The sequence below is a fragment of the Eggerthella timonensis genome (assembly GCF_900184265.1).
GTDB lineage: Bacteria > Actinomycetota > Coriobacteriia > Coriobacteriales > Eggerthellaceae > Eggerthella > Eggerthella timonensis.
Map to the genome: position 1 here is coordinate 1,367,578 of NZ_FXXA01000002.1, position 20,191 is coordinate 1,387,768.

Genomic DNA, 20,191 nt, shown 5'->3' on the forward strand with positions numbered 1-20,191 from the left:
CTGACATGGCTGGACCGGTGGTTTGACAACCTGTGGCACTGAAGGGCATTCATGGACATCATCAACTTCTTCGTCAATCTGCTCAGCGACCCGCGCGGGGCGATTGCCGGCTGGATCATCGCGCTGGGCCCCCTCTGGGTGTACTCGCCGCTGTTCCTCATCGTGTTCGTGGAGACGGGCCTCGTGTTCTTCCCCTTCCTGCCCGGCGATTCGCTGCTGTTCGCAGCCGGCGTGTTCTCGGCCGACGGCGGCGGCCTGAACATCTGGGCCACGCTCATCGTGTTCTACGTCGCGGCCATTTTGGGCAACACCTCGAACTACTGGATCGCCCGCTTCTTCGGCAAGCGCATCATCGACTCCGGCAAGGTGAAGGCGCTCACGCCCGAGCGCATGGCCAAGCTCGACCACTTCTTCGCGAAGTTCGGCGGCCTGACCATCGTCATCACGCGCTTCATGCCGTTCTTCCGCACGTTCGCCCCGTTCATTGCCGGCACCGGCCACATGAATTTCGGCAAGTTTACGCTGTTCAACTGCATCGGCGGCATCGCGTGGGTCAGCCTGTTCGTGCTGGTGGGCTACTTCTTCGGCGGCATTCCCGTGGTGCAGGAGCACTTCGAGGTCATCGTGCTGGGCATCGTGGCCGTGTCGGTGGCGCCGGCCATCATCGGGGCCGTCAAAGCGGCGATGAGCGCTCGCAAGGCGAAGAAGGTCAACGCCGACGCATAAGGTGCGCGGCGTGCACGATCAAGGTGAAAGCAAACGCGAGATTGTGAGCATGCACGATGGCAGAGGCACTCTATAGAAAATACCGCCCGCAGATCTTCGAAGACGTGGTGGGCCAGGAACATATCGAACGCACGATCAAGAACGCGATCGAGCAGGACAAGGTGAGCCACGCCTACCTGTTCACGGGTCCGCGCGGCACCGGCAAGACCACCACTGCGCGCCTGCTGGCGAAGGCGCTGCTGTGCGAGCACGGCCCCACGCCCGAGCCCGACGGCACGTGCGACGACTGCGTGATGATCGCGAACGGCGAGCATCCCGACGTGTACGAGCTGGACGCCGCGTCGCGCACCGGCGTGGAGAATGTGCGCGAGGAGATCATCGGGCGCGTGCAGTTCGCCCCCACGCGCGGGCGCTACAAGATCTACATCATCGACGAGGTCCACATGCTGTCGACGGCGGCGTTCAATGCGCTGTTGAAGACGCTCGAGGAGCCGCCGAGCCATGTCGTGTTCATCCTGGCCACCACCGATCCGCAGAAGGTGCCCGAGACCATCCACTCGCGCTGCCAGCGCTTCGACTTCCGCCGCATCTCGGCCGAATCCATCGTATCGCGCCTCGGCGCCATCTGCGTGTCCGAGGATGTGGAGTTCGAGGGCGAGGCGCTCGACCTGATCGCGCACCGCGCCGAAGGAGGCATGCGCAACGCGCTGACCTCGCTCGAGCAGCTCATCGCGTTCGGCGAGGGCAAGGTGACGATGGAGGTGGCCGAACGGCTGCTGGGATCCATCGACACGAACGATCTGGCCGAGATCGTGCGGGCCATCGGCACGCGCGACGTGGCGTCGTGCTTCCGCTGGACGGCCGAATACGTGGAGACGGGCGCCGACCTCGCGCAGTTCACGCGCGACCTGGCCGAGCATATGCGCAACATGTACGTGATGTCGCTGGCGGGCGCCGACGTGGCGCTCGACGTGGGCGAGACCGTGCGCCGCGAGCTGGCGAGCGAGCTGTCGCTGTTCGGGCCCGACCGGCTGGCGCGGCTGCTGGGCGTGCTGGGCGATCTGTCGGCCGAGCTGAAGACGTCGACGAACCCGCGCCTGTCGTTCGAGATCGCGCTCACCCGCATGGTGCGTCCCGATTCGGATCTGACGCTGGAAGCGCTCGCCGAGCGCATCGAGGCGCTGGAGAGCGGGCATTCCGCGGTGGCGCACGTGACCGGCGGCGGGGTTGCCGCGGCGGCAAGCGCTGCACCGGCTCAGGCGCCGGTTGCTGCGGCCCCCGCCCCCCAACCGGCCGCGGCCCCCGCTCCCGGTCATGCGCCGACGGAGAACCCCGGTCATGCGCCGACGGAGAACCGTGTCGCGACGGCGGGTGTTGCGCCGATGCAAGCGGCGCCGACCCCGCAGGCTGCACCGCCGGTGCGGCAAGAGGCGCAGCCTGCGCCTGCTCCGCAGGTCGCTTCGCCGACGCCGTCGCAGGCGAGCGGGCCTGCTCCCGCCCCGGCCGGCGCCCCCACTGACCAGCTGAAGGCGAGCTTGCAGAACCCCGCCGCGTTGCAGCGGGTATGGCAGGCGGCGCTGGCGACGCTCAAGAAGAACAAGGCCGCCTACGGCGTGCTGTTCCTCAACACGAAGGCGGTGTACGACGCGGACAAGGGGACGCTGATCATCGAGTTCCCGGCCGAGAACTCGTTCGCGTTCAAGGCGGTGCAGAAACCCGACGTGCAGGAGGCCGTGTCGGTGGCGCTCACGCAGGCATGCGGCGAGTCGCTGCACTTCGCCTACGCGCAGGGCGGCGCGGTTGCCACGGCTTCGGCGTCGGCGGCGGTTCCCGCGTCGGCTCCGCGTCCTGCGCCCGCGCCGGCTTCGCGTCCGCAGGTGCAGCAGGCGGCCCCGGCTCCGAGGCCGGCGCCGACTCCCGCGCCCGCTCCCCGCCCGGCCGCGGTTCCCGACTACGACATTCCCCCGTACGAGGACGAAGTGGTTCCGTACGACGACGGCTTCGTCTCGTCATCCCCGGCCCCGGTTCCCGCCGCGACCCCCGCGCCCGCGCCGGCTGCGACGCCCGCGCCGACGCCTGGGCCCGCACCGGTCGATACGCGCACGTCGGCGACGCCGGCGCCTGCGGGCACCCAGTCACCCGAGGAGCTGCAGGCCATTCTGGCCGCCGGCTTCGGCGATGGCGTGCGCGTCGAAGAAGTGAGAGAATAGCGCGACAGATATTCCGCCGCACGTATGCGGCATATGCAAAACGACCATGATAGATAGGAGACGACGATGTCGAAACGAGGCGGTTTTCCCGGCGGCGGTGGCGGCAACATGGGCGCCATGATGAAGCAGGCGCAGAAGATGCAGGCCGAGCTGGCGAAGGCTCAGGAAGAGATCAAGGACATGACGTTCGAGGCCACTGCCGGCGGCGGCATGGTGAAGGTCGTGGCCACCGGCGACATGGCCGTGCAGAGCATCGTCATCGACCCCGAGGCCGTGGATCCCGAGGATGTCGAGATGCTGCAGGATATGGTGGCCGCTGCCGTGAACGAGGCGTTGCGCGGCGTGTCCGAGCTGAGCTCCCAGCGCCTGAATGCCGCCACGGGCGGCATGAGCATCCCGGGCCTCATGTAGAGCGGTTCGGAAGAATACGATCATGTACGCTGCGCCGTCCATCCAGAAGCTGCTCGACGAGCTGGAACGCTTGCCGGGCGTCGGGCCGAAGTCGGCGCAGCGTATCGCGTACTGGATCCTCAACACCGACAAGGCGACGGCGCTGCGCCTGTCCGAGGCCATCGCCGAGGTTAAGGAGACCGTGCGCTTCTGCTCACGCTGCTTCAACTACGCCGAGGGCGAGCTGTGCGAGATCTGCCAGTCGTCGAAGCGCGACGCGAGCATCATCTGCGTGGTAAGCGAGCCGCGCGACATCCCGCCCATCGAGCGCACCGCCGTCTACAACGGCGTGTACCACGTGTTGGGCGGGGCGCTTTCGCCCATGGAGGGCATCGGCCCCGACGAGCTGCACATCGCCGAGCTCATGAAGCGCCTCGCGTCCGACGAGGTGCGCGAGGTGGTGCTGGCCACGAACCCCAACGTAGAGGGCGAGACCACGGCCACCTACCTCGCCCGGCTCATCAAGCCGCTCGGCATCGCCGTCACCCGTCCCGCCAGCGGCCTGCCCGTCGGCGGCGACCTCGAGTTCGCCGACGAGGTGACCCTCGGCCGCGCCATCGAGGCCAGGCGGCCGCTGTAGGGAGCCCCGCTGCGAGTGAGGGCGTGCCAACGGATTTCCGATTCGTGGCAGTTTTCGACGGAAATACGTCGAATGAGAGGGCGAAATGGCGCTTTCCAAGCAATTCATGTTTCGCGCTTTTCCATCGCCCCAGCTCAACGGCGTGGGCGAAAAGGCTCCGCTTCCAACGCTGGGAATCGATGACGGATTTCCGTCGAAAACTGCCACGAAACCGGACTTCTTAGACACGGAACCGACGCGCAGCACCTGCGCACGGAGCCGGTGCGCGGAACGGCGATGCGCCATGCCCGTGCCGCGGCGGCTCTTCCGGAGCGGCTCCGGGCATAAAAAATGGGACGCGAACGTCCCAAAGAAAGACAAAGGGTTCTGCCCCCTCCAAAAAACAGAACCCTTATCTTTACCGAAGCATCAAAGCCTCTGTAAATGCACGGATGATTATACCACCCCTCTCCACGAAATCACAACATATATTTTCGGCGAACAACGTTCGGCCATGCGAGCTGCGGAAACGATAACGTCAAATCCTGGTCGCGGACTTCGTCAGGCGCAGGATATCCTCGCGTGACGACACGTCGAGCTTGCGGTAGATGTTGTGGATGTGGGTGCGCACCGTGTTCGGCGAGATGAACAGCACGTCGGAGATGTAGGCGCCGCTGTGCCCCTCGGCGAGGTAGGCGAGGATCTCCTGCTCGCGCGCCGTGAGGTTGTGCGCGGCGGCCAGCTGGGCGCAGCGATCGAGCGAACAGGCGGGCGTCGCCTCGTCCTCGATGCGTTCGGCGGCGCGCGGCTCGTCGTGGGCGTCGCGCGTGCGGCGCACGTACGACGACAGCACCATGACGAACGCGTACAGCGTGGTGGTCACCGTCACCGCCACGTGGACGAGGTCGTCGTCGAGCACGCTCGCGAAGCTCTGGCCGGCGAACGAGGCGGCGCAGAACAGCAGCACGGCGGTGGAGAACACGAGGTCGGCCGAGAACTCGCCCGCGTTTGCGATGGCGCACAGCGCGGCCAGCGTGAGGATGGCGGCGAGCGCGTACAGCGCGTAGGTCAAAAACGACACGAGCGCCGAACCGCTGCCGACGGATGCGGAGATGCTCGTAGCGGCCAGCAGCACCATGGCCATGAGCGGCAGGAACGTCTGGTGCATGCCACCGCGCAGCGTGAAGCGCTTCTTGCGCAAGGCCGTGTAAGCCAGCAGCGCCGCCGCATCGAGCGCGAGCGCTGCCAGATAGGCGTCCTGGCTTTCGTTGAACGCGGTGCGCATGACGGCCATCACGAACGCGAACACGAGCAGCCCCAGCCCCGGCGCGACGATGACGTCGGCTAGCGAGGCGATGGTGGCGCTTGCCGTGCGGCCCTCGGGACGCTCGGGCGCCGCCTCGTCGCCGTCGTGCGCCATCCCCGAGAACGCGAGGGGGACGATGACGGCCACGATGGAGCTCAGCACGAACAGCACCGTCACGCCCGGCAGCGGCAGGACAGCGTACAGGAAGCAGATGCCCGCCGACAGCATGCTGGCGAGCGAGACCGCGACGAGCGCGCGCTTGATCTTGAAGCGCGCGCAGATGCGCCCCCAGGCGAGCGCCAGGCACGCGTCGCCGAGGGCCACGGCCGTGGACAGCGCGATGATCGGCGCGTCGTCCGGGCTGCCGAACCAGGAGAAGTACGCGAACGCGAGCGCGCAGCACAGGTACAGGATGCCGCCTCCCGCGCCGAGCAGCATGAAGGGGAGGCGCTTGCCCGTCAGCGACAGCCCCACGAACAGCGCTCCGAACAGCGTGGCGGCCAGCAGGGTGGTTTCCGCGAACGTACTCATGAACAGCTCGGCGTGCTCGAAGCGCAGAAACGAGATGACGGTGCCCGAGTAGATGAGCAGCGTGGAGAACAGGCAAGCGACCCCGACGATCAGCGCGGCCGTCGCGGGCGGTGAAATCTCGCCGCCCGTCCGCGCGCTGCCGAGCTCTTTCGTGCTGTTGCGTTGTGCCTCGATGGTCGCTCCCTTCTCGCCGTGTGCGTCGCATTATACCATTCACGCACTTCACCTGCGCAAACGACTAGCGTTGAGGCGGTCTACGTAAAACCGTTGAGATGATCGTCCCATCTGCGGAAACGGAAATCAACGTTTTTTCGGATGGAAGGGCGCGCCGCCGGAGGCAAAGATGGGGGCGCAGAGTTCAAGGCACAACGCAGAAGCACAACGCAAAGGAGATGGGGAACATGGAGCTTTCTCGCAGGAACTTCTTGGTGGGCGCGGCGAGCGCGGGCATCGTCGGCGCGATGGCGGGGCTGACCGGATGCGCGCCGCAGACGTCGGCCGCGTCGGCGAAGGGCGGCGACGCGTCGTCCGCCGAGGGCGCGGCGGCGCGTCCGACCTATTACATGTGCGACGAGGATTGGCTGGGCAGCGCGCCCGAGATCGCCGACGCCGACATCGCGGAGACGAAGAGCTTCGACGTCGTGGTGGTGGGCGGCGGCCATGCCGGCACGCAGGCGGCGCTCGCGGCGGCGCAGGAGGGCGCGAAGGTGGCCGTCATCGAGAAGCACAACGACGGGGAGATCATCTACCGCGGCGACGACATCTGCTCGTACAACTCCGAAATGCTCAGGGGCTGGGGCTTCGGCCCGTACGACCTCGACGAGATCGTCAACGAGTACGTCCGCCGCGCCAACGGCCGATGCAACACCGAGGTCATCCGCTCGTTCGTGTACAACTCCGGCGAGATGATGGACAACCTGGCCTCGCTCGTCCCCGAGACGTCCGACGTGTTCGACTACGAGGGCGGCCAGTGCATCGTGCAGATCGCCTACGACAAGCCCAGCGGCGCCGATTATCCCGTGGAGGTGTCGGGCTACAAGATTTGGGCCTCCACCGTGCAGACGGTGGGCACGAAGAACGAGCAGCCCGTGGGCAAGAAGCAGAAGACGGGCATCTCGCGCCTGGCCGAGATCGAGGAGTACTGCCGCGATGCGGCCGAGGACCTGGGCGCGGAGTGGTTCTGCGGGCAGACCGCGGCGCGCTGCGTCCAGGACGACGCGGGCAAGGTGACGGGCGTCATCGCCGAGGACGCTAACGGAAACTACGTGAAGTACGAGGCGTCCAAGGGCGTCATCCTGGCCACGGGCGACTTCGGCGGCAACACCGACATGGTGTGGGAGCTGTGCTCGGAATGCGCCGAGAACGCCGAGCGCCACGGCGTGGATCGCGGCGAGCTTATGGGCATGACCGACTGCGACGGCTCTGGCCACAAGATCGGATGCTGGGCGGGCGGTGCCATCGAGAGCCATCCGCGCCCGGTGGCGGGCGACGCGCCCTCCATCTCGTTCGGCCCCTGGGGCTCCACGCCGTGCCTGTGGATGAACTGCAAGGGCGAGCGCTTCATGAACGAGTCGTTCGCCGGCCTCGTGCTGGCGCAATCGTGTCGCCAGCCCATCGACCTGAACGCCAAGATGGTGGGCAACTTCGCCATCATGGACAGCAAGTACATGCAGTACATCCAGGCGGGCGGCCTCGATCACGGCGCTCCCAACTGGGGCTTCCCCGAGGGCATCGAGGAGTTCCAGGCGAACATGGAGGCGGCCGATCCCGCCGCCGGCACCGCCGAAGTGCGCGGCCTGGAGATCGCGAACCGCACGAGCCCGTTCGTGAACGAGATCTTCGTGGGCGCCACCGTCGAGGAGGTGCTGAAGAATGCGGGCCTCGAGGGCGAGGCGCTCGAGAACGCCAAGGCCAGCGTCGAGCGCTACAACGAGCTGTGCGCGGCGGGCAAGGACGCCGACTTCGGCAAGCCGGAGAACCTGCTGATCCCTATCGACGAGGGCCCGTTCTACCTGGCCGTGCAGGGTACGAGCAAGTTGTACGGCCCCGGCCTCAACACGTTGGCGGGCCTGTGCGTGAACGGCAACTACCAGGTGCTGACCGCATCGAAGAACGCGGTGATCGACGGCCTGTACGCCGTGGGCAACACGATGGGCGAGCGCTACGGCAACGCCTACAACTGCCCCTCGGCCGGCAACAACATGGGCAACGCCATGACGAGCGGCCGCGTGGCCGGCAAGCACGCCGCCACCGCGTAGCCTCTTTCCGACGACATCCCTCCCTCCCAGCGATGCCGCGCCCCTTCGGGCGCGGCATCGTCGCGTCAACGACGCAAGGCGACATTACGACAAAGGCGTCTCGTTTGCGGCGTTCGTGCCGGCTATGCGGGCGCCGAGGGCTTCGGGCACGTTACCTGCCCCTTGATAGAGCCATCCATACAGCGACCCGAACTCTCCTCCGGCATAGAGACGGGGAATCGGGTTCCCGTCGTTGCCGATTACGCGGTGCGCCCCGTCGCGCGCAGGTCCGCCTTGCGTGTTGATGATGCCGAGTCCCAATTCGCATCCATAGAAGGGCGACGCTTGAATCGGCGTGAGCGCGTCGGTGCGTCCAAAAGCGTCGTCCGTGCCCGATGCGCACGATTCGTTGTACGAGGCCACCGTTGCCGCAAGGCCGGAAGGATCGATGCCGAGTGCTTCTGCGAGCTCTTCAATCGTGTCGGCTTCGACGAGCCAGCCCTTCTCGATTTCCGCTTTGTTATCGTCGCTCCATGTGTACCATTCGTGGATGTGGGCCCAGTGATTGCCGGATGCCGCCGAGCAGTTGTTGAACACGGGGCCGGACGATACTTTGGTCGAGTCGCAGATGAGGAACATCGGGAGGTTCGCATATCCAAGCGCGTCCATGCTGAAGGCAAGCTCGGGAAGTTGGGACTTGTCGTGCAGGGGGCGCATGATGGCGCGGTCGGACACGGTGCGTCCGGATTCGTTCACGAAGCGCTCACCGGCGGCGTTCACCATGATGCTGTTGTTCCAGCAATCGAACTCGGTCCAGGTGAACCCGCACGAAACCCCGACCTCCTCCGATGCGGGTTTGCAGCAATGGCAACCCCATTCGACCGACGAAAAGCCGCGCAGCTGCGCACCTGCTTTTGCGACCATCGCGATGCCGTCGCCGGTGTTGTACGGTGTGCCGCAGGGAAAGATCGGAACGTTCGGAGGGTAGTAGGCGGTTTTCATCTGATGGTTTCCCTCGAACCCTCCCAAACAGAGCACCACGCCCCGATTTGCCCTGATGCGCAGTTCGTTGCCGGTCGCATCAGAGGCAAGCACGCCGAGCACCTCGTTCGTGTCGGAATCGAGCACGAGATCGCGCGCGGGCGTCTCGTAGCGCACGGCAACTCCGGCAGATGACTCCACGACGCCTTTCAGGAAGGTGAAGAGGCTGTAGCCGTTGCCGCCGACTTTGAGAGCCTTGGGAAAGGCCTCGGCCGTTTCCAAGGCTCCGTACATCGATCCTCTTGTCTCATTCACTTTCACGTCGGCCCCGTGGTCCACGAGCCACTGTTCGAGCGTCGAAGACTCCTCGAGATAGCCGTCGATCTCCTCGTCGGTGGTGGTGTCGGGCATCTGGTAACGGATGAATTCGTGCGCCATGTCGAGCTTGCTCGGGTCGGCGACGCACATCGTGCCTCCTGAGACGGACGTATTCCCACCGCAGTCTTTCTCGGGGGCTTTTTCGAGCAGGATCACGTTCGCCCCGGCTTCGGAAGCGTTGATGGCGGCAGCTGCGCCCGCGCCTCCGAAGCCGACCACGATTACGTCCGTCTCTTCGTCCCAGGCAGCGCCGGACTTGTCGCCCGCGCCTGAGCACCCTGCTAGCGCGAGCGTGCCAAGTGCGAGAGCCGAAGCTCCTGCCGTCACGAACGAGCGGCGTGTCAGTTCATTTTTCATGCTGGTTCCCCTCTCCTTGGTTCCATGGCTTCTCTGCGATCAGCGATGATCGTGGCATCCGTAGCAAGAATCGAATGTCTTGGTATGATGGCAGGCGTCGTAGCAGTAATCGATGCCCGCCGATGAACGATGCACGGTGTGGCAGGTGGCGCAGGCCACGGTTTCGCCGTCAACCTCGTGCGGGCTTTCGGTTTCGCCGTAGTCGGCCGAAAACGTGATCTCGTGAGGGTTGACGGTCATTTTGTTTCCCGCAACGTAATCGGCGGTCTTCGATGCGACCTCTTCGCGCGAGTGGCACCCGTCCTGCAGGCAGAAATCGTCGTCGACCTCCATCTTCGCAAGCGGTAATCGGTAGTCCCCGCTCAATTGGACCTGCAGCTCCGTCAATTGCGCGCTTATCTCTGCTTCGTGGCAGTCGAGACAGGCGACGTCGGACTTCGCGTGCTCGCTGGCGAGCATGGAGCCCTGCTCGTACGATTCCAGATACGAACCCATGGAGTCGTGGCAGACCGTCCCGCAAAACGACGGCTGTTCGTGCCAGACCCAAAATCCCGCCCCAGCTCCGACGAGCACGACGGCGACGATGCAAGCTGCGGTCACCAATCTCTTGTGCGACTTGCGCGTTTCATGCGGTCTTTCCTCACTCATGATCCCTCCTTTCTTAGCATGCTTGAACCGGTCGGTTCCATGGCACCAGTATTGGGGGAAGCGGGTTCGTTTCATAGAGACATGAATCATGATGGAGCGGCGTTGGCGGGGACATCTTTCATGTCCCTTGTGCGTGCGAGGGTGCGCAGCTATGGTCGAAACGCCTTGTGCTATTGTCTTGCTAGGCTGCAACAAGGGGTGGAGGAGGCGGGCATGGGGGAAGAAAGAAGCTCGACGAGCTGGGGGCGAGAAGGGAAAAAGCCGTCCGTATGGTTCTATCCGCTGCTGGGGATCGTGGGCGTGCGCGTTTGGTTGGGCTGCCTGCCGTACGGGCAGCAGGTTTTGGGGGATGGAAGCGCCGACCTTCTGCTGAGCACCCTGTTTCGGGGGCTGTTTCCCCTTGCCGTGGTCTTGATCGCTCGGGGCCGGCGTTTAAGCTCCCAAACCGTCCGCAGGCTCAATATCGGCCTAACGGTTTCTATGGTGGTGCTGGGCGAACTGGTTTGGACGGGCGCGCTCGGTGACGGGAGCGTCGTGGCGCTCGTGCTGGGAAGCATGATGGCTGGTTGGTTGTATATCCAATGGGGCGAGGTATACGTTCGCTTCCCGCTTCCCGCGGTCCTTCTCCATATTTGCGTTTCGCTGTCGCTCGCTCCGCTGCTGGTCATCGCGCTCGCCTTCCTTCCCTCGCTGTTCACCGGGGCATCGTTGCTCGTGTTCCCCTTGGTCGGATGCTTCGCTTTCGAGAGGGCGCGCACGACGCATGCTTCTCGTCTTGAGGTGCCGAGCGTTCCTCGCACGCCGCCGTTCGGCAGAGGCGACGCGAAATGGATCGTCTCCATGGCCATCTACTCGTTCGTGTGGGGGATCATGCAGGCGCTTCCGTTCGGCGGTGCCGTCGAGCCGATGTCGGTGTATCACGTGGTGTATCGGGTGGCGGGAGCCCTCATCGTCCTGGTCCCCCTCGTTCAGCTTTACCTATTGAAGAACAGCTTCAACCTCCTATCGATGTGGTACGTCATCACCACCGTGACGACGGTGAGCTTTCTCATGGTCCTGGTCAGCGACGGGGCTTTGAGCAGCGTCGCGCTTACTTTGTTCGCAACCGCAAACTACTTGATCCTTGCATATTGGTGGATACGGGTCGTCGATTTCACCCAGCGGTCGGACAAGCCTCCGTATGTCATGTTCGCGTTCGGTTGGGCTCTCATGCTGGTGTTCACCGCATTCGGCGAGTTGTCGGCGAAATGGATTGAGCGTTTCGGCAACTCGTTGGTCATGCTTGTCTCGTTGGGGGTGTTTCTCGTCGTCGTATACCTTATCGCGCTGTTCAAGCCGGGGAAGCAAGAGAATCCCGCCGTATCCGCTCCCCGGGTGATTACCGATACCGAGGATGCGCCCGTTTCGTTGAGCGAAGCGGTGGAGTTGAGCATCGAGCGCGCCGCGCGCGAATACCGCTTTACGAAGCGTGAAAAGGAGATCGTCGTCTTGCTCTGTCAAGGTAGAACGCTGCAGTTTTGCGGTGATAAGCTCGGCATATCGCTCAACACCGTGCGCGGCCATACCAAGAGGCTTTATGCGAAACTCGACGTGCATTCAAAGGAGGAGATGCTTGATATGCTGCAGCGCTACCGCGAGTCCACGCCGTGATGCCATGAGCGGCATCGCCCACGTCGGCGGAAGCCGCACTCTGTGCGCGGCATCGTCGCCTTCGGTGCGCGCGCGGCGCTTCATGCTATACTGGTGCGCCGAAAGGACGCGTGGAACATGGTAAACATTCCTAGCCCCGCCTTGGCTATCGTCGGGCGGCACAATTCAGGCAAGACGACGCTCATCGAGCAGCTCATCGCCGAGCTGGTGCGACGCGGTCGCGACGTGGGCAGCGTGAAGCACCACAGCCACGTGGGCTTCGATATCGACTACCCCGGGAAGGACTCGTATCGCCATCGCGCCGCCGGCGCGCGCGAGACGGTGATCGCCGCGCCCGGGCAGATGGCGCGCATCAAGACGGTGGAGGGCGAGCTGGAATGCTCGGACATCGTGCGCAGCATGCCGGGCCACGACATCGTGGTGGTGGAGGGGTACCGCAAAAGCGGGCTGCCCACCATCGAGATCATGCGCTCGGGCAACGACGCCGATGCGCGGGTGGCCGACGTGTTCGCCGAGGGCGCGCGCTGCGGCTGGCCGTTGGGCACCGACTTCACCCAGTTCACGCGCGGCACCGTGCCCCCGGCCGACGACGAGGCGCGCGAGCAGCTGCGCCGCGCCGCCCAGCAAGCCGGAGGCGCGGCCGACGACCACTTCAAGACGCAGCATCCCGACTACGCGGACATCTCGAACAAGCTGCCGACGTGCGATACGGTGGCCGTCGTCACCGATATCGACGAAGCGCGCCGCGCGGCGGAGCTGTACCATGTGCCGGCGTTCGCGCTCGACGACATCGCGGGTCTCGCCGACTTCGTGGAGCAGCGCTTCGTGCGCCCACGCGTCACCGTGGTCATCCAGGCCGGCGGCGAGAGCCGGCGCATGGGGCAGAGCAAAGCCACCGTGCCGTTCGCGGGCCGCCCGCTGATCTGCCGGCTGGTGGAGCGCCTCGGGCCGGTGGCGGACGACCTCGTCATCACGACGAACGAGCCCGAGAAGCTGGCCTTCCTGCACGCCGAGTTCCCGCAGTACCGCATCCAGCTGGTGTGCGACGCGTTCAACGTACGCGGCGCGCTGCCGGGCCTGTACACGGCGTTGCAGGCCGCCCGCAATCCGTACGTGGCCGTGGTGGCGTGCGACATGGTGTTCGCCTCCGCGTCGCTCGTGGTGGCCGAGGCGCTGGCGATGAACGAGACGGGCGCCGACGTGGTGGTGCCGGTGAACAAGCACGGGTTCGAGCCGTTCCACGCGGTGTACCGCCGCATGGGCTGCCTGCCGGCCGTGCGCGCCGCGCTCGACCGCGGCGAGAAGCGCGCCCAGGGGTTCTTCGCGGACGTGCAGGTGTGCGAGTTCCCGCAGGAGCGCGTGCTGGAGGCCGAACCGATGGGCGGCTGCTTCATCAACGCGAACACGCCCGAGGAGCTGCGCGCCATCGAGGAGACGTTCCTCGAGAAGTAGGGGAAGACGAGACGAGGGGTTGGCATGCCGAACCTGGTAGACATAGTCGAAGTGGCCGAAGCGCTGGAATCGAAGGCCGTGTATCTGGCGAGCGATCGCTGCGTGGTGGTGCGCAACCGCCATGCGTCGTGCGCGAAGTGCGCCGACGCGTGCCCGACGGGCTCGGTGTTCGCGGCGAACAACGTGCTGGAGCTCGACGCGGAAGGATGCGTCGCGTGCGGCGCCTGCACCACGGTGTGCCCGGTCGAGGCGCTCATCCCGTTGCGCCCGCTCGACGAGGACCTCGCTTCGAGCGTGGCCGCCGGCGTGGTGGCGACCGACGGGCAGGCGGTGTTCGCGTGCGCGCGCATCGCGTCGAAGCGCCTGGCCGACCCTGCGAAGTTCGCGGAAGTTCCGTGCCTCGCGCGCATGGAAGAGAGCGTGCTGCTGGGACTCGCCGCGCGCGGCGTGCGCGACATCGTGCTGGTGGACGGCACGTGCGCCACGTGCAAGTTCCGCGCGAACGTGCCGGGCATCGACGCCACGGTGGCCTCGGCGAACGAGCTGGCGGCCGCGCAGGGCTCGGACGTCCGCGTGACGCGCGCCTCGGCGTTTCCCGACGAGGTGCTGCTGGAAGACAAGCGTACGTTGCTGGGCGAGTCGAGGCGCGGATTCTTCACGAGCGCGCGCACGCGGGCCAAGGACGCTGCGGGCAAGACGGCCGAGGTGATGGTGTTCAAGAACGACAACGCCGCGCCGTCGCTGCGCGAGCGGCTGCGCATGTCCGACTCAGGAACGCTGCCGCAGTTCAACCCGCAGCGGCGCATGCTCGTGCTCGACGCGATGGACCGCCTGGGATCTCCGGTGGTGCCCGAGATCGACACGCGGCTGTTCGGCTCGGTGTCCATCGACGCGCAAGCGTGCAGCTCGTGCACCATGTGCACGGTGTTCTGCCCCACGGGCGCGCTGCGCAAGAGCGAGCTCGTCCCCGAGGAAGGGGAGGGCAGCTTCCTCGAGTTCTCGGCGGCCGATTGCGTGCAGTGCAACCTGTGCGCCGACGCGTGCCTCAAGAACTGCCTGACGGTGAGCTCGACGGTGTCCACCGCGGAGCTGTTCGACTTCGAGCCGCGGTTGATCCATCTCCCGAACCCGCCTGCGCGACCCGGCATTTTGTCGAGCTTGAAGCGATAGGGGGGGGCGGGAATCCCGTCCGGCTGCTCCGAGATGGTTCGATGATGCGGAAGGTTATGGACAAAAACGCGAGTTTTCTCTAGTTTTCGCGAGAAATCCAGGGGTCGGGAACCTGGTCGATTGTATCGTGCCTGGTGAACGACGTGACGATTTTATTATCCTGAGAAAAAGATAAAGAAAACTCGCGATTTTGTCCACGGTTGGTTTGCTCTGCTGTTCAATCGATCTCGGCGAAGGTTCGCCCGACGCTGCGCAGCGCCGATTCACGCTGGGCGCGGCGTGCGGTCGACGCCGTGCGGGGCACTTTTGGTCCCAGGTTGTTTTCGGCCTGCCCCTCGCAGCATGGAAAAGGGCTGCGATTTGCCAACTGTACCTTTCTTTTGTACAAAAGTTACTGTATAAAGAAAGTGAACAGTTGATAGTCGGAGACGGAGCGATACCATGAACAGCGATTTCATCGTGGCGGTGCACGCGCTCGTGTACCTGAACCACAAGGCGGACATCATCTCAAGCGAGGCTTTGGCCGAGAACATCTGCACGAACGCCGCGCGTGTGCGCAAGGTGATGGCGCCCCTCAAGCGTGCAGGGTTCGTCACCACGCGCGAGGGCAACGTGGGCGGCTACCGGTTCGCCGGCGTCGCCTCCACGCTCGACCTGCGCACGGTGGCGGAGGCGCTGAGCATCCGGTTCGTGCAGTCGAGCTGGCACAGCGGCGATATGGACATGGAGTGCCTCGTGGCTTCCGGCATGGCGGGCATCATGGACGATATATTCCTCGACCTGGACGAACGCTGCCGCGAACGCCTCGCGCAGATCACGATAGCCGACATCGACCACCGCATCTTCGGCCCCGACGGGGTGGCGCCGCGCGACGGCGAGCTCGCATCCGTCGGCGCGGGAAGCTAGGAGGCGGCCATGGGTTTCTCCCTTGAAACGAGCATCCCGGCGCTCACCGTGTTCGTCCAGGGCCTGCTCAGCTTCTTCTCGCCGTGCGTGCTGCCGCTGATCCCGCTGTACGTGGGCTACCTCGCCGGCGGCGCGGCGAAGACGAACGACGACGGCACCATCGAGTACCCGCGCACGAAAGTGTTCGTGAACACGCTGTTCTTCGTCGTGGGAGTGAGCTTCGCGTTCTTCCTGCTGGGCTTCGGCTTCACGGCGCTCGGCCAGTTCTTCACGGGCAACCAGCGCGTGTTCTCGGTCGTCGCCGGCGTCATCATGGTGGCGTTCGGCCTGTACATGCTCGGCGTGTTCGGAAAGACGAAGCTCGTCGAGAAGGAGCATCGCCTGCCGTTTCGGCTGGGCCGCTTCGCCATGAACCCCCTCGTGGCGCTCGTGCTGGGCTTCACGTTCAGCTTTGCATGGACGCCGTGCGTGGGCCCGGTGCTGGCCAGCGTGCTGCTGATGGCCTCGTCGAGCGCGTCGGCCGCGGCGGGCTTCGGGCTGGTGGCCGTGTACACGATCGGCTTCATCCTGCCGTTCTTGGCGGTGGGGCTGTTCACGGGCGAGGTGCTGCGGTTCTTCCGCACGCACGGCAACGTGGTGAAGTACACGGTGAAGGTGGGCGGCGCGCTGCTCATCGTCATGGGCGTTATGACCGTGACCGGGTGGATGAACGGCGTGACCAGCTACCTGTCGTCGTTCGGCGGCGCGCCGGCTGCGCAGGAGCAGCCGGCCGACCAGGGCGCGGACGATGCGGCGAAGGGCGGCTCGGATGCCGGCGAGGGTGCCACGGGCTCCGATGCGGGCGCGAGCGATGGTTCCGGCAGCGCAGCCGCGAACGACGCCGACGCGCAACCGGCGCCTCTCGCCGACCTCAAGCTGGTCGACCAGAACGGCGAGGAGCATTCGCTGGACGAGTATCGCGGCAAGACGGTGTTCCTCAACTTCTGGGCCACCTGGTGCGGGCCGTGCCAGCGCGAGATCCCCGACATCGAGGCGCTGTACAAGGACCGCGGCGAGAACGAGGGCGATCTCGTGGTGCTGGGCGTAGCGAACCCCAAAACCGACAGCCATCCCAACAACAGCGACGTGAGCGTGGACGAGGTCAAGGCGTTCATCGACGAGCAGGGCATCACGTACCCTGTGCTCATGGATACCGAGGGCGAGATGTTCAGCGCCTACCGCATCATGTCGTTCCCTACGACGTTCATGATCGACAAGGACGGCAGCATCTTCGGTTACGTTAGCGGCATGCTCACTCCCGACGTGATGGACAGCATCGTCGAGCAGACGATGACCGGCGTGCGTAAGTAGGGCGTCGGACGCGTCGCGAAGCTTCCTCGTGCGGCCGCGAGTGTTTCACGTGAAACATATGTTCGCTGAATGATGCAGAAAGGGGATCCCTGCGGGGGTCCCCTTTCTGTTTGCGCGCCCCAGAGAGGGAGCTGCCGTGCGTTTTTAACTTTACAGCGTAAAGGAATCGCGCTATCCTGTTCTTTACGTTGTAAAGTTACGATCAAGGAGGGGCTATGGGAGGATACGACGTATCGCGTCGCTCGTTCCTGAAGGGGATCGGCGTGGCCGGGTTGTCGGCTGGCGCTCTGGGGGCGCTGGGCGCGACGGGCGCGGCGTTCGCCGACGAGGGAGCGCCCGCCGGGGCCAACGACCCGTACCGCACGCTGGCGTGCGATACGGGGCTCGTGCCCGTGAAGAAGGAGGCCTGCCCGGGCCCACGCGGGCCGATCGGCTTCGAGGGGCGCGACATCGCCGCGAGCGAGATCGCCTCGACCGAGGAATACGACATCGTGGTAGTGGGCGCGGGCATCAGCGGGCTCATGGCCAGCCTCAAAGCGGCCGAAGAGGGGGCCCGGGTCGTGTGCTTGGAGAAGATGACGAAGGGGCGCGGCTGCTTCGAGTGCTTCGGCGCCGTGGGCGCGCGCTGCCAGGAGGGCACCGCCATCGACAAGGTGGCGCTGCTGGACGAGATGTACCGCAGCGCGTACTGGCGCGTCCGTCCTGAGCCCATCCGCACGTACGTCGACCGTTCGGGCGAGGCCACGGACTTCTGGCAGGCCATGCTCGACAAGGGCGGGAACGGGTTCGTCATCTCGAAAGTGGAGCAGGCTCCGTCCATGTGCGGCATGCCGGCGACCACCCCGCTCATCGACACGGAGCTCGGGTTCTACGACAGCCCCTCGCTGCCGCCCGATGCGGGCGTGCGATCCGGCTACTCGGGCATCTACGTATGCCTCGAGATGCAGGAAGTGGCGAAGCTCTACGACAATCTCGACCTGCGTTTCAACACGCCGGGCGTGCAGCTCGTGCGCGAGGCGGGCGGGCGCGTGAGCGGCGTGATCGCCAAGGACGGCGACGCTTACGTGCGGATCAACGCCGCCAACGGCGTTATCCTGGCCACGGGCGGCTACGACGCGAACCCCGAGCTTATGGAAGCGTGGACGCGCCCTGAGGACTACGCGTCGTCTAGCTGGTGGAACCCGGGTTGGGGGACCACGGGCGACGGCCACCTCATGGGCGTCAAGGCGGGCGCGCAGATGGACTCGTGCCCGCAGCCGGTTATGAACTTCCGTTGGGGCAACCCGGATTCGTTCTACGATGCGCGCACCTGGAACGCCGTGTATTTCGCGCTCATGGTGAACGGCGAGGGAAAGCGCTTCGTGCGCGAGGATCTGCCGTTCCAGAGCGTTTCGAACGCTCAGAACGCGCAGCCCGGATACGGCGCGAACTGCTGGCAGGTGTTCGACGAGGGCATGTTCGAGGGCATGGAGGGCGCCGTTGACGAGTTCAAGGAGAAGGGCTGGCTGTTCGAGGGCTCGTCGCCCGAGGAGTTGGCGAAGGCGTGCGGCATCGATCCGCAGGGCCTCGCAGACACCATCGCGCGCTACAACGGGTTCTTCGAATCCGGCGTGGACGAGGATTTCGGACGAGACCTGGAGGGCACCATGCCGTTCACGGGGAAGCGCTTCTTCGCGCTGACGACGAACAGCTGCGTGCTTGCCACGGTGGGCGGTCTTACCATCGACGGCTCGTGCCGCGTGCTCGACAACGACGACGAGGTCATCGAAGGCCTGTATGCCGTCGGCAACGCGTCGGGCAACTTCTTCGCCGGCAACTATCCCCGTCATATCCCCGGAACGTCCATCGGACGTGCCGTCACGTTCGGCTATGTGGCAGCCGAGCATGCGGTGAAAGGAGCGTAAGCCATGTTGAACGTCAAACGACCCGTGCTCGGTGCGCTGGCGACGGTCGCACTCGTGCTATGCCTCGCCTTAGGGCTCGCGGCGTGCGCGCCCCAAGCGACCGATCCCGGCACCGACGCCGCCGGCTCCTCGGAGAAGACGACCCAAGCCGCGACGGGCGACGGCACCGGAGCCTACGTGTCGGACGAGCAGTGCCTGAGCTGCCACGGCGGCTCGTACGAGGCGCTAGCTGAAACGACTTCGTCGTACGGGCAGAGCAACCCGCACGACTCCATCCACGGCGGGTACAACGCGTGCGTGAACTGCCATGCTCGGGACAAGGAGGTATCCGACAACCAGTGCCTGCATTGCCACGACTGGCCGCACAACGCTCCGGCTGAGTAGTCCTTGCCGGGCAGGATCGAACCTCCCTCCATGCGGGCACCCCGAAGGGGCGCCCGCGTTGGTTTTGGGCGCTGGATTTCGTGTGGCGCTTGCCAGGGCAGAGGGTCCCTTCGCTATACTTGCACTGAGAGAACCGCATCGCGCGAAAGAGGACGCCCTGATGGAAAGCACGGCAAAGACACCTGTGAAGCGTTCGTTGACCAGGGATGGCATCGTCGACGCCGCCTACCGGATGATCGATCGCGACGGCATGGGCGCCTTCACGATGCGTGCGCTCGGCGCCGAGCTGGGCGTGTCCGCCATGGCGTTTTACGCGCACTTCTCCTCGCGTGAGGAGGTGCTCGTGGCGGTGCTCGCGCGTTTTATGGAGACGCTCGACACCAACCCGGTGCCGGGCGAGCGGTGGGACGACACGCTGCGACGCACGATGACCTCGATTCATCGGGAATATTGCGCGCATCCGTATATGAACGATATCGACCTGGATCCAAGGGTCTCATATGCGGGGTTGGCGGCGCATACCGAGAAGATCGTAACGCTCCATCTGGCGCAGGGCATGCCCGAGCCCGTCCTCACGAAGGCGTGGGCGATGGTGGACGCCTTCCTCACGGGTTTCAACAGCAGTGCGATTGCGATGCGCCAGCGCAGACGAGACGACGCGGCGGCGGGCAACTCGGCGCGCGATGGCGTTCCTGTGTGGCAGCGCATCGTGGATTCGGCCTATTCGGAAGAGTCGTTTGCGAACGGCGTGGAGATGATCATCATGGGCGTTCGCGGTTTGGCGGCTCCCGATCCCTGCGAGTGGCGGACGCCGGAATGAGACGTTGACTCTCATCGTCGAGCAAACGATGACCGGCGTGCGGAAGTAGGGCGTCGGACGCGTCGCGAAGCTTCCTCGTGCGGTGGCGAGTGTTTCACGTGAAACATTCGTTCGTGAAAGGGGTCCCGTCGGGATCCCTTTTCGGTGCCTGGCGGACGCCGGAATGAGACGC

Annotated in this window: 16 protein-coding genes; 13 read left to right on the plus strand and 3 right to left on the minus strand. The window is 65.3% G+C overall.

The window, feature by feature from the left end; translation table 11 throughout:
• The first annotated feature begins 51 nt into the window (after positions 1-51).
• The 4 genes from C1A15_RS05665 (at position 52) to recR (ending at position 3,966) form a co-directional block, all read left to right on the plus strand.
• Positions 52-726: a VTT domain-containing protein gene (locus C1A15_RS05665; protein ID WP_101721646.1), complete on the plus strand. Its 675-nt coding sequence runs from the start codon at positions 52-54 to the stop codon at positions 724-726.
• A gap of 56 nt (positions 727-782) precedes the next feature.
• Positions 783-2,936 (plus strand): DNA polymerase III subunit gamma/tau, encoded by a 2,154-nt coding sequence (gene dnaX / locus C1A15_RS05670; protein ID WP_101721647.1) that lies wholly within the window; start codon positions 783-785, stop codon positions 2,934-2,936.
• A 66-nt stretch (positions 2,937-3,002) separates the two neighbouring features.
• On the plus strand, positions 3,003-3,347 hold the full coding sequence (locus tag C1A15_RS05675; RefSeq protein WP_101721648.1) for a YbaB/EbfC family nucleoid-associated protein: 345 nt from the start codon (positions 3,003-3,005) through the stop codon (positions 3,345-3,347).
• A 22-nt stretch (positions 3,348-3,369) separates the two neighbouring features.
• Positions 3,370-3,966 (plus strand): recombination mediator RecR, encoded by a 597-nt coding sequence (gene recR, locus C1A15_RS05680; protein ID WP_101721649.1) that lies wholly within the window; start codon positions 3,370-3,372, stop codon positions 3,964-3,966.
• A gap of 517 nt (positions 3,967-4,483) precedes the next feature.
• Here the strand turns inward: recR and C1A15_RS05685 are convergent.
• Positions 4,484-5,782, minus strand: coding sequence for a helix-turn-helix transcriptional regulator (locus tag C1A15_RS05685; RefSeq protein WP_245864937.1), 1,299 nt, complete (start codon positions 5,780-5,782; stop codon positions 4,484-4,486).
• Positions 5,783-6,183: 401 nt separating this feature from the next.
• Here C1A15_RS05685 and C1A15_RS05690 point away from each other — a divergent pair, with 401 nt between their 5' ends.
• Positions 6,184-8,040, plus strand: coding sequence for an FAD-binding protein (locus C1A15_RS05690; RefSeq protein WP_101721651.1), 1,857 nt, complete (start codon positions 6,184-6,186; stop codon positions 8,038-8,040).
• An 84-nt stretch (positions 8,041-8,124) separates the two neighbouring features.
• Here C1A15_RS05690 and C1A15_RS05695 read toward each other — a convergent pair whose 3' ends face one another.
• Both C1A15_RS05695 and C1A15_RS05700 read right to left on the minus strand, forming a co-directional pair.
• Complete coding sequence (locus C1A15_RS05695; RefSeq protein ID WP_101721652.1) at positions 8,125-9,735, minus strand: FAD-dependent oxidoreductase; 1,611 nt, start codon at positions 9,733-9,735, stop codon at positions 8,125-8,127.
• Between the two features lie 39 nt (positions 9,736-9,774).
• On the minus strand, positions 9,775-10,383 hold the full coding sequence (locus C1A15_RS05700; protein ID WP_146001813.1) for a cytochrome c3 family protein: 609 nt from the start codon (positions 10,381-10,383) through the stop codon (positions 9,775-9,777).
• A 213-nt stretch (positions 10,384-10,596) separates the two neighbouring features.
• Between C1A15_RS05700 and C1A15_RS05705 the strand changes: the two genes are divergently transcribed.
• The 8 genes from C1A15_RS05705 (at position 10,597) to C1A15_RS05740 (ending at position 20,019) form a co-directional block, all read left to right on the plus strand.
• On the plus strand, positions 10,597-12,033 hold the full coding sequence (locus C1A15_RS05705; protein ID WP_180953007.1) for a helix-turn-helix transcriptional regulator: 1,437 nt from the start codon (positions 10,597-10,599) through the stop codon (positions 12,031-12,033).
• 117 nt (positions 12,034-12,150) lie between these two features.
• Positions 12,151-13,485, plus strand: a complete 1,335-nt coding sequence (gene mobB, locus C1A15_RS05710; protein WP_101723718.1) for a molybdopterin-guanine dinucleotide biosynthesis protein B — start codon at positions 12,151-12,153, stop codon at positions 13,483-13,485.
• Positions 13,486-13,509: 24 nt separating this feature from the next.
• Positions 13,510-14,655 (plus strand): 4Fe-4S binding protein, encoded by a 1,146-nt coding sequence (locus C1A15_RS05715; protein WP_101721655.1) that lies wholly within the window; start codon positions 13,510-13,512, stop codon positions 14,653-14,655.
• A 441-nt stretch (positions 14,656-15,096) separates the two neighbouring features.
• Entirely contained in the window at positions 15,097-15,561 is a 465-nt protein-coding gene (locus C1A15_RS05720; RefSeq protein WP_101721656.1) for an RrF2 family transcriptional regulator, read from the plus strand.
• Between the two features lie 9 nt (positions 15,562-15,570).
• A complete protein-coding gene (locus C1A15_RS05725; RefSeq protein WP_101721657.1) occupies positions 15,571-16,911 on the plus strand; it encodes a redoxin domain-containing protein in 1,341 nt (446 codons plus the stop codon).
• A 215-nt stretch (positions 16,912-17,126) separates the two neighbouring features.
• A complete protein-coding gene (locus C1A15_RS05730; protein ID WP_101721658.1) occupies positions 17,127-18,815 on the plus strand; it encodes an FAD-dependent oxidoreductase in 1,689 nt (562 codons plus the stop codon).
• Positions 18,816-18,818: 3 nt separating this feature from the next.
• Positions 18,819-19,199 carry a cytochrome c3 family protein gene (locus C1A15_RS05735; protein ID WP_101721659.1) on the plus strand — a complete coding sequence of 127 codons (381 nt, stop codon included), beginning with the start codon at positions 18,819-18,821 and terminating at the stop codon, positions 19,197-19,199.
• 58 nt (positions 19,200-19,257) lie between these two features.
• Positions 19,258-20,019: a TetR/AcrR family transcriptional regulator gene (locus C1A15_RS05740; RefSeq protein ID WP_245864938.1), complete on the plus strand. Its 762-nt coding sequence runs from the start codon at positions 19,258-19,260 to the stop codon at positions 20,017-20,019.
• Positions 20,020-20,191: the final 172 nt, after the last annotated feature.